Genomic DNA, 14,951 nt, shown 5'->3' on the forward strand with positions numbered 1-14,951 from the left:
TCCATTGCGTCAAACAGCCTGTTTTTGCTGCAACCGCGCCGGCAAACCATTGGCCCAGGTGCTGATCGTGCCAGCGCCTAGGCACACGACCATGTCGCCGGGGCGGGCCTGTTCGCGCACCAGGCGCTCAAGATCGTTCTCGTCCAACAGCGCGCGGGCGTGGCGGTGGCCGTGGCGGATCAGGCCCTGCACCAGATCATCGCGGGATGCGCCCTCGATCGGGTCTTCCCCGGCGGCGAAGATATCGGCGATGGCCACCACGTCTGCATCGTTGAAGCAGGTGCAGAAATCATCGAACAGGTTGGACAGGCGAGAGTAGCGGTGCGGCTGGTGCACAGCGATGACGCGGCCCTCGGTCGCCTGACGTGCGGCTTTCAGCACGGCGTTGATTTCAACCGGATGGTGGCCGTAATCGTCGATGATAGTGACGCCATCGACTTCGCCCACCTTGGTGAACCGGCGGTTTACGCCGCCGAAATTGGCCAGCGCATCGCGAATTTCCGAGGCTTTCATGCCCAGATGACGGGCTACGGCTGCGGCCGACAGCGCATTCGAGACGTTGTGATCCCCCGGCATCGGCAGGGTACATCCTTCAATCACCGTATCTTCGTATTGCAGGTGGATGTCGAAATGGGCAACGCCGCCCTTGTAGGTCAGGTTCACGGCCCGCACATCGGCCTGTGCGTTGAACCCATAGGTCCGCACGCGGCGGTCGGTGATGCGGCCCACCAGCGTCTGCACTTCGGCATGGTCGGTGCAGCACACGGCCAGACCATAAAAAGGCAGGTTCGAGAGGAACTCATAGAACCCGTCACGCAGTTTGTCGAAATCGCCCCAATGCTCCATATGCTCGGGGTCGATATTGGTGACGATAGCGATGGTTGCGGGCAGACGATTGAACGAGCCGTCGCTCTCGTCGGCCTCGACCACCATCCATTCGCCCTGCCCCATCCGCGCGTTCGAGCCATAGGCGTGAATGATACCGCCGTTGATCACGGTCGGGTCAAAGTCACCCGCCACCATCAGCTCGGCCATCATCGTGGTGGTGGTGGTCTTACCGTGGGTTCCGGCGATGGCGATGTTGGATTTCAGGCGCATCAGTTCCGCCAGCATGTCGGCACGGCGCACCACCGGCAGGCCTTGCGCGCGGGCGCCGTCCAGTTCCGGGTTGCCTGGCTTGATCGCGGTCGACACCACAACAACGGCGGCGTTTTCCAGATTTTCGGCCCGCTGACCAACAAAAATTTCGACGCCCAAACCAGCCAGACGATCAGTGATCTTGGAGGCCTTCAGATCAGACCCCTGCACCCTGTAGCCCAGGTTCAGCAGCACCTCGGCAATCCCGGACATCCCGATCCCACCGATCCCCACGAAGTGAATCGGCCCTACGTCTTGCGGCAGTTTGGTTGCGGGATTCATGCGGTCTCCTTCTGCGCCAAGTCTTCGACAAGGTGCACCAGACGCTCGGTCGCATCCGGCGCGCCGGTCGAGAGGGCGGCATGGGCCATCTTTTGCGCGGCTTCGGGGTTTGTCAGAACTGCGGTGATTTGCTCGGTCAGCGCGGAAACGTCAAGCAGGTTTTCCGGGATCATAATCGCCCCACCGGCCTGCACCAGGCCACGCGCGTTGGCGGTTTGGTGGTCGCCAGCGGCCGCGGCAAACGGGATCAAGATCGAAGGCCGCCCGATCACCGAGATATCGGCGACGCTGGACGCACCCGAACGTGAAATGACAAGCTGCGCGTCGGACATACGCCGAGGAACGTCCTGAAAGAACGGTTTGACCTCGGCCCGGATGCCGTGATCGGCGTAAAAGGCGGTGACCCGCTCTCCGTCCTCGTCGCGGGCCTGATGGGCGACACGAATATGATCGCGCAGCGCTTCGGGCAAGGCAGCAATCGCACCCGGCACCATATCGCTGAGAATGCGCGCACCTTGCGAGCCACCCATCACCAGGATCGACATCGGGTAGTCGCCGGGCGGGATATACCCGGCCGCCGCACGTTCCAACACTGCCGCGCGAACGGGGTTGCCGGTATGGACGCCCTTGGCCCCGTCGGGCAGGTCAGTCGGCCAGATACCGCAGGCCACCTGTGACACGCGGGTTGCGAACAGCTGGTTCACCCGACCCAGAATGCCGTTCTGCTCGTGGATCATGCGCGGGATTTTTAGCATCGTCGCCGCGCCCAGCGCCGGGATCGAGGGGTAGCCGCCAAAGCCCACCACCACATCCGGGCGGTCGCGCATCATCTGGACGGCCATGCCAGTCACACCGGCGGCAATCTTCGGCCCAACCAGTGCTTTTGCCGCCAAACCGCCGCGGGCAAAAGTGGCCGACGACGCCTCGACAATCTCGGTCGAGTGCGGAAAACCGCTGGTATAGCGCGCACCGCGCGCGTCAGTGGACAGGCGCACACGCCAGCCCTTTTGCAGCATTGCCTCGGCCAGGGCCTGCGCCGGGAACATGTGGCCCCCGGTGCCGCCCGCCGCAATCAGTAGATAGGGTTTGGTCATCAACCTCGTCCGCGCAGAATATCGCCAAGCTCGCCCTGTGGGCGGGTCCGGGTGAACGCCAATAGCATCCCAACCGCAATGCCGCCCGCAATCAGCGACGACCCGCCATAGCTGACAAACGGCAGCGTCATGCCCTTCGCGGGCAGCAGGCGTACCGCGACGCCCATGTTGATCATCGCCTGAACGCCGAACATACAGGCCAGACCGGTACCCGCCAGACGGATGAACATGTCACGTTCCTTCATCAGACGCAGCAAAGAGCGCACCACGATGATCGAATACAGCGCGATGATGATCAACACCAGGATCAGGCCGAATTCCTCGGCCGCGACAGCGATGATGAAATCCGTATGCGCATCGGGCAGAGACCACTTCACCTGTCCTTCACCCACGCCAACGCCAAACAGGCCACCTTCGCGGATGGCGTTGGTTGCGTAACCGATCTGAGTGGTCGGATCGACCTCCTGGTTCAGAAAGCCATCAATCCGGCGCGCAAAGTGTTCCGAATTGGAATAGGCGAACATACCGCCCAGCACCACCGCACCGGCCATGCCCACCAGCAGCAGCATCGGCGCGCCGGCCACGAAATACATCACACCCCAACCGAACAGGATCAGACAGGCCTGACCGAAATCGGGCTGCAGCACCAGCATCCCTACGATAGCCATACACAGCGCAAAGGACCACAACCGCCCCGGAGGGCCATTGATCTCTTGCGACGCGGCCAGCAGCCATGCGGCCACGACCACAAAGCCGGGCTTCAGAAACTCGGACGGCTGCAGCGATGCAAAGCCCAGCGAGTACCACCGCACCGCACCCTTGCCGAAATCGGTGCCGAAGACCGGCAGAAAGGCCAGCGCCACAAACGCGCCCAGAAAGCCCAGCACCGCCAGACGCCGCACCAGCGTCGGCGACATCATCGAGGTCAGCAGCATCGCAATCAACGCCAGCCCGCCGAACAGCGCCTGACGCTCGACATAGTGGAACGGATCGAACCCGTTGCGGCCTGCCAGCGGCGGCGATGAGGCCAGCCCCAGCAACAACCCGATGACAAACAGGATCAGCACGCAGGACATCGTCCAGCGATCAATTGTCCGCCACCACTTTGGTAGAATCGGTTCGCCGCGCTGGTCCTGGACCGCGCCATACACCATCTCAGTCATGAGATACCGCCACTCTCTGCCTCGTTAACGCCCCGTTTTCGGGGTCTGATTGAGACTCTACAGGCATTTTGGCGCTTGGGCTAGTGGAATGACGGGCCGGTTGCGGAAATTAGCGCCCTGCGGGCAACGGCTTGGACTCGAGTTCCCGCTCGCGCGTTTTCAGATCGCCTAGGCAACAAGATCATAATGTTTGATCGTTCTGGATTCGACCAATTCAGCCTCGGCCGGATCAATATGCGGGCTTTCATAGTCATCACCAACGAAGGCCTTCAGCGCATCCAAACTGCGCCAAATCATCACAAAGCTGAACTCGCGCGGGGTGTCGGGCCGCGCGGCACCCGGCAGAACCTGAACAATGCCGTCGGTGTTTTGCATCAATGGGATTGCGGTTTCGTGGAAGAACTTCGAGAATTCCGCCTCTTTGCCGGGCCGAACGGTGACTTGGAATACGCGCATGATCATCGGGGCGCCCTCCTTTGCAATGGGCATATTTCGGTTCCTTGACGATAGGAGTTTACCACATAGCCCATACGTCCTTTAAACAGGCTTCCACTTGCCATCCTCGCCATTTCACGCCATGCGCTGCCCATGACCTACGACACGATCATCCTTGGCGCCGGTGCGGCCGGCATGATGTGCGCCGCCCATTGCGGTGGGCGCGTTTTGGTGATCGACCACGCCAAGGCTGCGGGTGAGAAAATCCGCATCTCGGGCGGTGGGCGCTGCAACTTTACCAACATGTACGCGGGGCCGACTAACTTCCTGTCGCAGAACCCGCATTTCTGCAAATCCGCGCTGGCACGCTACACGCAATGGGATTTCGTCGATCTGGTCGGGCGCCACGGCATCGCGTGGCATGAGAAAACGCTAGGGCAGTTGTTCTGCGATGGGTCCTCGAAACAGATCATCCAGATGCTGCTGGACGAGATGGAACGCGCCGGGGCCGAGCTGTGGGTGCGGACCGAGGTGAAGGGCCTGCGCAAGACCGAGGCCGGGTTCGCGCTGGAGGTTGACCGCGAGGGTCAACGTCTCAGCCTGAGTTGCCGTAATCTGGTGCTGGCCACGGGGGGCAAGTCGATCCCCAAGATGGGCGCAACCGGGCTGGCTTATGATATCGCCAAGCAGTTTGGCCTGCCGATGACCGAGACACGCGCGGCGCTGGTACCGTTCACCTTTTCAGATGGAAAGTTCAAGGACCTCTCCGGCGTCTCCCTGCCTGCGCGCCTGTCGAATGACCACACCAGCTTTGACGAGGCGCTGCTGTTCACCCATCGCGGCCTCAGCGGGCCGTCGGCGCTGCAACTCTCGTCCTACTGGTATGAGGGCGAGGCGATCCGGGTCAACCTGATCCCCGATCTGCCCCTGTTCGATCTGCTGCGCGATCAGCGGCAAAGCAGCGGACGCAAAGCACTGACAACGGAACTGGCCCGCCACCTGCCCGCGCGGCTGGTGGACTATCTGAGCCAGCACATTCCGATGCTGGGTAATCTGGCTGACCAGTCCGACACCGCACTGACCGAGCTGATCTCGGCACTGTCCAACTGGCAGCTGACGCCCTCGGGCACCGAAGGCTATCGCACCGCCGAGGTCACGCTGGGCGGGATCGACACGGATGGCCTGTCGTCAAAAACGATGGAGGCCAGGGATGTCCCCGGCCTCTATGCGATTGGTGAAGCGGTGGATGTCACCGGCTGGCTGGGCGGCTACAATTTCCAGTGGGCGTGGTCCTCGGGCCACGCCGCCGGAACGGCCATCGCGACCCGTTAGCCTACGACGTTGTATCCACGGCCGCGCATACAGTTGCGCACGATGACTTCTTTGTTCTGGTTCTTCGCATAGACATCTGCACCGGCGCCGATAAGCGCACCTGCCGCCGCCGCGCGGCCCAGATTGTCACTGCTGTCCTGAATAATCGCCGTTGTCGCGGCAGCACCCGCTGCACCAATTGCCGCATTTCCGGCAGTGGTTCCATCCACGCTGGCCTGTGACGCAGCAAGCTGCTGACATTGCTGCAAATCAAAGTTGTAGTTCGGACCGACCGGACCGTCGACAACCGGCTGGTAGTTCGCGCCGGTATTGGTGCAGGCACCCGCAACCAAAACAGCAGGCAGGATCAGAGAAAACTTACGAAATGGCATAGTCATGACCTCGTGTTGAATTTGCCCGGAGCCAAACGTAATTGTCATGGCGCGTCAAGCTGATAGCACTGCAGCTTGGCCCAACCGGCGGTCTATTGCAAATGACTACCCCGCGAGCCGCGTCAGAACCTCTTGCGTGAAATCGTCTCCGCGCTGTTCAAAGTTGTCATACTGGTCGAAACTGGCCGCAGCCGGAGCCAACAATACGGTCTCACCCGGCTGTGCATCTGCCATCGCCTGCGTGACGGCCTCTGCCATTGTGGTGCAAACTTGCGCCTCGGCCTCAAGTTGCAGCGCGAAATTCGCGGCTTCGCGCCCGATCACATAGGCCTTGAGCACCTGATCCGCCGCGCCGTTCAGTGCAGCCAGACCTCCTTCTTTCTCAAGCCCTCCGCAAATCCAGCGGATCTTGTCGAACGCCGACAACGCCTTCAGCGCGCTGTCCACGTTGGTTGCCTTGGAATCGTTCACATAGGTCACACCGCCCGCCTCAGCGATGATCTGGCTGCGATGCGGCAATCCGGGATAGCTGTGCAGCGCGTCCTCGATCACGCGCGGTGCCAACCCCAGCGCACGACAAGCGGCATAGGCCGCACATGCATTCTGGTGGTTATGCGCGCCGGGCAGGCCCTTGATCTGACGCAGGTCGATCGACCCGGCCTGTCGCCCCTTGCGGTATTCCGACAGGAACCCCTTGCGCGCAAAAACCTGCCAGCCTGGCCCTGTCAGTTTGCGCGCCACCGAGACGCGGATCACGCGATCATCCGCTGCCCCTTCGGCCAACTGCCCCGCCAGAAACGCGCCTTCCTTTTCGTCAATCCCGATCACCGCACGATCCGGGCCACCTTCGGAAAACAGGCGCCGTTTGGCTGCGAAATAGCCCCCCATCCCGCCGTGCCGGTCCAGATGATCCGGCGACAGATTGGTGAATACCGCCACATCCGGCGTCAACGACCGGGCAAGTTCAGTCTGATAACTGCTCAACTCCAGCACCACGACCGAGCCATCCCCGCCCGGGTCGATATCCAGCACGCCGCGCCCGATATTCCCCGCCAACTGCGCCTCGCGCCCGGCTTCGGTCAAGATATGGTGGATCAGGGCTGCCGTGGTCGATTTGCCGTTCGATCCGGTCACCGCGATCACACGCGGAGGGGTGTCATAGTTGCTCCATTCCGGGCCCGCAAAAGACCGGAAGAACAGCCCGATATCATTGTCCACCGGCACCCCCGCCGCAAGCGCTGCGGCAACAACCGGGTTCGGCTCGGGATAGAGATGCGGGATTCCTGGCGAAACAATTAGCGACGCGATATCGTCAAACGCCCCGTGACGATGCAGATCAAGGCAGGTAAACCCCTCGGCCTCGGCCGTTTCACGCGCCGCCGGGTTGTCATCCCAACAGACGGGTTCGGCCTTGCCCGCCCGCAACGCACGCGCTGTGGCCAGACCCGATCGGCCAAGCCCCAGAACCGCAACCCTCTGCCCTGAAAACCCTTTGACCGGGATCATGTCGCGTACCTTCTTCTGACGTCCAATTGGCGTCACACTGCGCAGAAGAAATCACCGATGGCAAGAGCGGCAAAAGGCTCGCGCGTCAGCGCGAGCCGGGCCCAACAGGTGGCAGGTGGACCGCAGGTCCGCCGAACCTGGCGGGAGCTTTACCGGACCTTCAAAGTCGCCAGACCGATCATCGCCAGGATCAGCGAGATGATCCAGAACCGGATCACGATGGTCGGCTCGGCCCAGCCCTTTTTCTCATAGTGGTGATGGATCGGCGCCATCAGGAACACCCGGCGTCCGGTGCGTTTGAAATAAAGCACCTGAATGATCACACTCAGCGCCTCAACCACAAACAAACCACCGACCACGGCCAGAACCAGCTCGTGCTTGGTGGCCACAGCAATCGCGCCCAGCGCACCGCCCAGGGCCAGCGATCCGGTATCGCCCATGAACACGGCCGCAGGCGGAGCATTATACCACAAAAAGCCCAACCCGCCCCCGAACAACGCCGCTGTAAAGATCAGGATTTCTCCGGTTCCCGGCACATAGTGCACGTCCAGATACTCGGTAAAGTCGACCCGGCCAACCGCATATGCGATCACCCCAAGGGTCGAGGCCGCGATCATCGCTGGCATGATTGCCAGCCCGTCCAGACCATCGGTCAGGTTCACCGCATTGGCCGCCCCAACGATTACAACAATCGCAAACGGAATGTAGAACACACCCAGATTGACCAGCGTATCCTTGAGCACCGGCACGGCCAACTGGTACTGCAGCGCCTCGGGATGGTGCAATGTCGCCCAGAGCGAGGCCAGAACCGCAATAATTACCCCCAGCGCCAGCCGCATTTTGCCGGACACCCCCTTGGTATTCTGTTTCGAGACCTTGGCGTAATCGTCCGCAAAGCCAATCGCCGCATAGGCCAGCGTCACGAACAGCACCATCCAGACATAAGGGTTGTCCCACCGCGCCCAGATCAGCGTCGATGTCACCAGCGCCCCCACGATCAACAAACCGCCCATGGTCGGCGTTCCGGCCTTGGAAAAATGCCCCTCGGGACCGTCATCCCGGATCGGCTGCCCCTTGCCCTGCTTGCGGCGCAGCACGTTGATCAGCGGCTTGCCGAAGATGAACCCGAAGATCAGCGCCGTCAAAAAGGCTCCGCCCGCACGGAAGGTGATATAGCGGAAGAGGTTAAAGAAATCCCCTCCATCCGACAGGGCGGTCAACCAATAGAGCATTACAATACCTTTCCTAGGCGGCAATCATGGTTCAAGCGCGCTCCCTTGCCCCATTTTCCGCAAACCGTCAACAATCTGGGCCAGAGCCATGCTGAGCGACCCCTTGGCCAGCACCGTATCGCCTGCGCGGATCAGATCCGGCAGGCGTTCGGCCATCTCGGCGCTGGTTTCGAACCAGAGCCCGCGTTTTTCCTGGGGCAAGGCGTCGTGAAGTGCCCTCATCAAGGGACCGATGCAGTGAACCTGATCCACACGCATCATCGCCGCGACATCGGCCATTCCCGCGTGCATGGCAATTTCCTGCCCGCCCAACTCTTTCATATCGCCCAGAAACGCGATCCGGCGCACGCCGTGCGATGCCGCCAGCACATCCAGCGCGGCCTCCATCGAGGTGGGATTGGCATTGTAGCTGTCATCCAGCAACTCGATCTGCCCACCTGTTACCAAAGGCAGCGTTTCCCGCACGCCCCGCCCTTTGACCGGAGACCATTGGCGCAACCCGGCTATGGCGTCGTCCAGATCGACGCCCATCTCAACACAGGCCGCCAAAGCCCCCAGCGCGTTCATGGCAAAATGCGTTCCTGCGGACTGAACATCATACGTGATGGTCGCATCGCCTACGGTCGCCCCGGCATGGACCGAGTCCGCACTTTGCGTCACCTCTGTCAGATTGTAGTCCGCAGCTTTGCGGCCAAAATCCACGATCCCGGCCCCATGTTCCTGCGCGGTCTGGCGCAGGATGTCGGCGTGATTAATATCGGCATTCATGATGGCCGCGCCGCCGGCCTCAAGCCCTTCGAAGATCGCGGCCTTTTCATGGGCGATGCCGGCAACCGACTCGAAAGCCTCAAGATGCACCGCCGCAACGGTCGTCACCAATGCCACATGCGGGCGAGCCTGCCGCGCCAGCGGGGCAATCTCGCCCGGATGGTTCATGCCGATCTCGATCACCGCGAATTTGGTGTCCCGCGGCATCCGCGCCAGCGTCAGGGGTACACCCCAATGATTGTTGTAGCTGGCCACGCTGGCATGGGTTTTTCCCTGCGCCTCCAGAATGCAGGCCAGCATTTCCTTGGTCGAGGTTTTGCCAACACTGCCGGTCACACCGATCACGCGCGCGCCCGTCCGGGCGCGACCCGCCTGCCCCAACGCCTCAAGCCCGGTCTGCACGTCATCGACGATTAGCAAAGGCGCGTCTTCAGATACGCCCTCAGGGATACGGGACACCAGTGCTGCGCCCGCGCCCTTCTCCAAGGCCTGCGCCACAAAGTCGTGCCCGTCCCGCGCAGCCTTGAGCGCCACGAACAGGTCTCCGGGCTGGAGGGTTCTGGTGTCGATTGACACGCCGTTCACCGCCCAATCGGTGGTAGCGTGTCCGCCGGTGGCCTCGGCGGCCTCGGCCGCAGTCCAAAGCGTCATGCCACCCTCCCATCCAGCGCCGCAACGCTGATGCTGGCCTGCTCCACGTCATCGAAGGGCAGAACCTGATCACCGACGATCTGGCCGGTCTCATGACCCTTTCCAGCGATCAACAAGGCATCGCCCGGTTGCAGAGCATCAATGCCGCGCAAGATGGCCTCGGCCCGGTCGCCGACCTCGGTGGCCTCGGGCGCGCCCAGCAAAACAGCGGCGCGGATGGAGGCCGGATCTTCGCTGCGCGGGTTGTCATCGGTGACAAAAACAACGTCTGCATTCTCGGCGGCGGCCTGCCCCATCAACGGGCGCTTGGTTGCGTCCCGATCCCCGCCCGCACCAACGATGGCAATCAGACGGCCCATAACATGCGGCCGCATCGCCTTGAGCGCCGTCGCCACCGCATCCGGGGTGTGGGCGTAATCGACAAACACCGCCGCACCATTTTCACGCGTGGCGGCCAGTTGCATACGCCCCCGCACAGTTGTCAGATGCGGCAGGGTTTCGAACACCCGCTCGGGTTCCTCACCGGCAGCGATGACCAGACCACAGGCCAACAGAATATTCTCGGCCTGAAACCCTCCGATCAGATTCAGACGGCTCTGGAACACCTTGCCCTGCCACGTAAAACGCAGGTCCTGCCCGGTGGAATCGAAACGCTGGTTCGTCAGGCACAGATCGGCATCGGTCGATCCGACGGTCAGAACCGATTGCCCGCGCGCCTCGGCGACCTTGCGGATCTCAGCGCCCTTGGGGTCGTCCATGTTGATGACCACAGTGCCATCTTGCGGCAGAACTCGATCGAACAGCCCGGCCTTGGCGGCGAAATAGGCCTCGAAGGTTTCGTGATAATCCAGATGATCCTGCGTGAAGTTCGAAAATCCCGCGGCGGCCAGATGCACGCCATCCAAACGGCGCTGCTCCAACCCGTGCGAGGACGCCTCCATCGCGGCATGGGTCACGCCGTTCTCAGCCGCTTCGGCCAGGCAGCGGTGTAAGGTGATCGGCTCGGGCGTGGTGTGTGCCAGCGGTGCGGTCCAAGCACCTTCGACCCCCGTGGTGCCGAGGTTTACCGCTGCGTGACCAAGCTCCATCCAGACCTGGCGTACAAAAGTCGAGACCGAGGTTTTTCCGTTGGTTCCGGTAACAGCCACAATCGTCTGCGGCTGAGCGCCAAACCACAGCGCAGCGCATCCCGCCAACGCCTGACGCGGGTCTTCAACCACGATCAATGCTGCGCCCGACGCTGCCAATTCTCCTGCAGCGACCTCGGCCCCTTCGGCATCGGTCAGAATCGCCGCAGCGCCCATACGCAGGGCGAACTGGATGAACTCTGCGCCATGAACGCGGGTGCCGGGAAGGGCTGCAAAGAGGTAACCGTCCTTGACCTCACGGCTGTCGACTGCCAGCCCGGTGATCTCAGGGTTTGCACCACCCCGTGCGGTCAGGGCCAGTTGGCTGAGTTTCTTTTTCCGTATGCCCATAACCACCTCTTATCTGGATGTCTGAGACTGATTCAGTAATGGGTCCGCAGGTCTTGCACATTGTCCAGAATGTTCAACATAAACTTGCGTTCTTTGTCGCTGCCGTTCCATTCGGTAGCAATCTCTCTCAATCTATCAATGATATGCTCATCGTCGTCAGCAAGGTATATAGAAAGAGCCTTCAACCAATCCTGCCTGTTACGCACCTGCCCCATCTTCGCTTCGCTATTCGCAATGCGTTTGGCTCTTTGCTCAAAATAGGAAGCGGATGAAGCCCAATAGTCATTCAGGTCGCCGCAATATTCAGGATCGTATTCTGGCTTGTCGCGATCGCTCATCCGCGGCGTCCCTTTTCACAGCTAATTTGAGGTCAGGGTTATAGCAGCGCGTGCCTCAGGCTCAAGCCGGGGTCGCAGGCCCAGCAAAGGGGCAATGCGACCGATCAGTTCCGCGGCTACAGGAACCGCCGTCCACCCCGCCGTGCGGCGCTTTTCGCCGTAGGCTACGATGGACGGTTCATCCAGCGTGACGATCAGCACATATTTCGGATCATAAGCCGGGAAGATCGTCGCAAAGGTCGCGATCACCTTGTCATCGTAATAGCCACCGCGCGGCTTTGGCTTATCCGCCGTGCCGGTCTTGCCAGCCACATCATAGCCCGCGACATCGCCAAAGCTGGCCGTGCCGTCCGTGACCACTTTGCGCAGCATTTTCTGCGCCTGTGTGGCTGCGCTGTCCGACAAGACGCGCGGGCCGTACTGGGGGCCATTCTTGCGCAGGATAGTCGGGCTGACATAGTGCCCGCCATTGGCAATCGCCGCATATCCAGCAGCCAGATGCATCGGGCTGGTCGACAGCCCGTGGCCATAGGAAATGGTCACTGTGCTGAGCTCACCCCATTTCTTGGGCTTGAGCGGTTCACCGCCCGCGGCTTCGACAATCTCGAACGGCGTCGGGTCGAACATGCCCAGCGATTTCAGGAAGTTCTGCTGCCGTTTCGCACCGATCTGCAGCGCCAGCCGGCCGGTGCCCCGGTTCGAGCTGTGGACGATCACGTCTGCCACGCTGATCTTGCCGTAGTTCTTGCCGTTGAACTCACCAATCGGGAACCGCCCGATCCGCATCGGGCCGGAGGTATCGATGATGGTTTCGGAGTTCACCAGCCCCAACTGCACGGCCTGCGCGGCGGTGAAGATCTTGAACACCGAACCCAATTCGTACACGCCCTGCACATAGCGGTTAAACAAGGGGCTGTCCGACGGATCAAACCCCGAAGTCGGCGGACGCGGGCGATCATTCGGATCAAAAGACGGCAACGACGCGGCCGAGACCACCTCGCCCGTATGCGCGTTCATCAGTACCGCCGAGGCCCCCTTGGCGTTCATGATCTTCATGCCGCCATACAGAACCTGCTCGACCGCCGCCTGAACAGTCAGGTCCAGCGAAAGTTGCAGGGGCTTGTTGCCATTGGCCGGATCACGCAGATAGTCATCGAACTGTTTTTCAACACCAGCCACACCGATCACCTCGGCCGCACTGACGCCCTCACGACCGAACCCCGAGCCACCCAGAATATGCGCAGCCAGACGGCCATTCGGGTACAACCGCATCTCACGCGGGCCAAACAGAATGCCAGGATCGCCAATGTCATGCACCGCCTGCTTTTGTTCCGGCGAGATGCGTTTCTTGATCCACAGGAACTTGCGATTGCCGGTGAAGTCCTTGACCAGACGTTCTTTCTCCAGATCAGGGAAAATCGCCACCAGTTGTTCGGCAGCGGCGACCGGATCAATCATCAATGGCGGCTGCGCGTAGACCGAATATGTGTCCAGATTGGTCGCCAGAATGCGCCCTTCCCGGTCGACGATATTGGCCCGCTGCATCGCAATCGCGGCTCCGGGGGCGCTGGCCAGCGGCTCCTGCGCCTCGGACGTGGCCAGCATGCCCATGCGGAAACCCACCACCGAGAAAGCGCAGAAAAAGAACAGGCCCAGCACCAGCAAGCGCCCTTCGGCGCGGGCGCGGGCGCGGTCTTTCATATCTTCGTGACGCTGGCGGATGTTCTCGCGCTCAATCGCCTTGGGGTTCTCGCCCCGGGCGCGCGCGTCGAGGATTCGGGCCAGAGGGCGCAGGGGCGTGCGGGTCATGGGATCTGCACCTCGCCCAGAGCCTGAATATTGGTGATGGCCTGCAACTCGATCGGGTCGACGATGGGCAGGTCCGGGTCCTCGGCATAGGAAATCTGGTCGGCGCGGCCGAATTGCTCGGCCCGCAGCGGCAGCAGGCCCAGACGTTCAAAATTCAGGTCAGCCAGTTCGCGCAACCGGTCGGGTCGGTTCAGATAGGCCCATTCCGCGTTCAGAACGGCCAGCCGCACCTGCGCCATGCCGATCTGGCGCTGCAGCTTTTGCGTTTCCTTCACAACCTGCTGGGTGCGGTAGTTCTCCTGATACGCCCAAAGCGCCAGTCCGAACACGGCCAGAGCGGTCAACACATACAAAACACTCTTCATTTCGCCCTTCCCCCAAGTTGCGGCATCCCAATGGCGCGAGATTCAATTTCCCCCGCCGGAGCCTCAGTTCGTACCGCCACGCGCAGCTTGGCCGAGCGCGCGCGCGGGTTTTCCTGCAATTCCTGTTCGTCCGGACCCACGGCCTTGCGGGTCTTGAGCGTGAATTGCGGCAGTTCCTGTTCCATTTCGGGCGCGTAACGGTTGGCCCGACCCGTCTTGCCAGCCCGAGACTGAAAGAACCGTTTGACCATGCGGTCTTCGATGGAATGGAACGTCACAACCGCCAGCTGACCGCCTGGCTTCAGCGCCCGCTCGGCGGCCATAAGCCCCTGGAAAAGCTCTTCATATTCCGCATTCACCGCGATCCGCAGCCCCTGAAAGCTGCGCGTTGCGGGGTGCGACTGCCCCGGCTTTGGACGCGGCAGGCAGGATTCGATGATCTCGACCAGCCGCAGAGTCGTGGTGATCGGCTCTTCAGTCCGCGCCTTCACGATGGCCTTGGCGATGCGGCGGCTGGCGCGCTCCTCACCGTAATGAAACAGGATATCGGCCAACTGCGCCTCGGTCGCGGTGTTGACCAGATCGGCGGCACTTTCCCCCTCCTGGCTCATCCGCATGTCCAATGGGCCATCCTTCATAAAGGAAAACCCGCGTTCGGCCTGATCCAACTGCATCGACGATACACCGAGGTCCAGCACCACCCCGTCCAAGCCCTGCGCATATTGATCCATGCGCGAGAACACACCCGACTGCATCACCAGCCGGTCGCCATAATCGCCTGCCCAATCGGAAGCCATTTCAAAAGCCAGCGGGTCGCGGTCCACGCCGATGACCTTGTCGGCCCCGGCGTCCAACAGGCCGCGCGTATAACCGCCCGCCCCAAACGTCCCGTCCAGCCAGACACCCGTGACCGGTGCCACGGCGGCCAGCAACGGGCGCAACAGAACAGGGATATGAGGTTTGTCGGAAGGGGTTTCAGCGCCGGCCATG

The 14,951-nt window shown here is 61.7% G+C and carries 14 protein-coding genes; 1 reads left to right on the forward strand and 13 read right to left on the reverse strand.

What is annotated here, in order from left to right; genetic code table 11:
* Positions 1-9: 9 nt before the first annotated feature.
* The 4 genes from murC to ACR0DO_RS03095 form a co-directional block, all read right to left on the reverse strand.
* Positions 10-1,419, reverse strand: coding sequence for a UDP-N-acetylmuramate--L-alanine ligase (gene murC, locus ACR0DO_RS03080; protein WP_480556670.1), 1,410 nt, complete (start codon positions 1,417-1,419; stop codon positions 10-12).
* Positions 1,416-2,513: a UDP-N-acetylglucosamine--N-acetylmuramyl-(pentapeptide) pyrophosphoryl-undecaprenol N-acetylglucosamine transferase gene (locus ACR0DO_RS03085; RefSeq protein WP_480556672.1), complete on the reverse strand. Its 1,098-nt coding sequence runs from the start codon at positions 2,511-2,513 to the stop codon at positions 1,416-1,418. The genes murC and ACR0DO_RS03085 overlap by 4 nt, the downstream gene beginning before the upstream one ends.
* A complete protein-coding gene (ftsW, locus tag ACR0DO_RS03090; protein ID WP_170325742.1) occupies positions 2,513-3,676 on the reverse strand; it encodes a putative lipid II flippase FtsW in 1,164 nt (387 codons plus the stop codon). The genes ACR0DO_RS03085 and ftsW overlap by 1 nt, the downstream gene beginning before the upstream one ends.
* A 168-nt stretch (positions 3,677-3,844) precedes the next feature.
* Positions 3,845-4,138, reverse strand: coding sequence for an antibiotic biosynthesis monooxygenase family protein (locus tag ACR0DO_RS03095; protein ID WP_480556966.1), 294 nt, complete (start codon positions 4,136-4,138; stop codon positions 3,845-3,847).
* 126 nt (positions 4,139-4,264) lie between these two features.
* Here ACR0DO_RS03095 and ACR0DO_RS03100 point away from each other — a divergent pair, with 126 nt between their 5' ends.
* Positions 4,265-5,443 carry a BaiN/RdsA family NAD(P)/FAD-dependent oxidoreductase gene (locus tag ACR0DO_RS03100; RefSeq protein WP_480556674.1) on the forward strand — a complete coding sequence of 393 codons (1,179 nt, stop codon included), beginning with the start codon at positions 4,265-4,267 and terminating at the stop codon, positions 5,441-5,443.
* Here ACR0DO_RS03100 and ACR0DO_RS03105 read toward each other — a convergent pair.
* From ACR0DO_RS03105 to rsmH, 9 genes are all read right to left on the reverse strand, one after another.
* On the reverse strand, positions 5,440-5,814 hold the full coding sequence (locus ACR0DO_RS03105) for a glycine zipper family protein (protein ID WP_480442620.1): 375 nt from the start codon (positions 5,812-5,814) through the stop codon (positions 5,440-5,442). The genes ACR0DO_RS03100 and ACR0DO_RS03105 overlap by 4 nt on opposite strands.
* 105 nt (positions 5,815-5,919) lie before the next feature.
* Positions 5,920-7,320 carry a UDP-N-acetylmuramoyl-L-alanine--D-glutamate ligase gene (murD, locus tag ACR0DO_RS03110; RefSeq protein ID WP_480556967.1) on the reverse strand — a complete coding sequence of 467 codons (1,401 nt, stop codon included), beginning with the start codon at positions 7,318-7,320 and terminating at the stop codon, positions 5,920-5,922.
* A 149-nt stretch (positions 7,321-7,469) separates the two neighbouring features.
* Positions 7,470-8,552, reverse strand: a complete 1,083-nt coding sequence (gene mraY / locus ACR0DO_RS03115; protein ID WP_170441181.1) for a phospho-N-acetylmuramoyl-pentapeptide-transferase — start codon at positions 8,550-8,552, stop codon at positions 7,470-7,472.
* Positions 8,553-8,576: 24 nt separating this feature from the next.
* Positions 8,577-9,971 carry a UDP-N-acetylmuramoyl-tripeptide--D-alanyl-D-alanine ligase gene (locus ACR0DO_RS03120; protein ID WP_480556676.1) on the reverse strand — a complete coding sequence of 465 codons (1,395 nt, stop codon included), beginning with the start codon at positions 9,969-9,971 and terminating at the stop codon, positions 8,577-8,579.
* Entirely contained in the window at positions 9,968-11,449 is a 1,482-nt protein-coding gene (locus tag ACR0DO_RS03125; RefSeq protein ID WP_480556678.1) for a UDP-N-acetylmuramoyl-L-alanyl-D-glutamate--2,6-diaminopimelate ligase, read from the reverse strand. The genes ACR0DO_RS03120 and ACR0DO_RS03125 overlap by 4 nt, the downstream gene beginning before the upstream one ends.
* A 32-nt stretch (positions 11,450-11,481) precedes the next feature.
* Positions 11,482-11,787, reverse strand: coding sequence for a hypothetical protein (locus ACR0DO_RS03130; RefSeq protein ID WP_480556679.1), 306 nt, complete (start codon positions 11,785-11,787; stop codon positions 11,482-11,484).
* Between the two features lie 21 nt (positions 11,788-11,808).
* A complete protein-coding gene (locus tag ACR0DO_RS03135; protein ID WP_170441173.1) occupies positions 11,809-13,596 on the reverse strand; it encodes a peptidoglycan D,D-transpeptidase FtsI family protein in 1,788 nt (595 codons plus the stop codon).
* Positions 13,593-13,961: a cell division protein FtsL gene (gene ftsL, locus ACR0DO_RS03140; protein ID WP_170441172.1), complete on the reverse strand. Its 369-nt coding sequence runs from the start codon at positions 13,959-13,961 to the stop codon at positions 13,593-13,595. Before ftsL ends, ACR0DO_RS03135 begins: the two co-directional genes overlap by 4 nt.
* Positions 13,958-14,950 carry a 16S rRNA (cytosine(1402)-N(4))-methyltransferase RsmH gene (rsmH, locus tag ACR0DO_RS03145; protein WP_480556681.1) on the reverse strand — a complete coding sequence of 331 codons (993 nt, stop codon included), beginning with the start codon at positions 14,948-14,950 and terminating at the stop codon, positions 13,958-13,960. Before rsmH ends, ftsL begins: the two co-directional genes overlap by 4 nt.
* Position 14,951 lies beyond the last annotated feature (1 nt).

The sequence above is a fragment of the Ruegeria sp. AM9 genome (assembly GCF_056540565.1).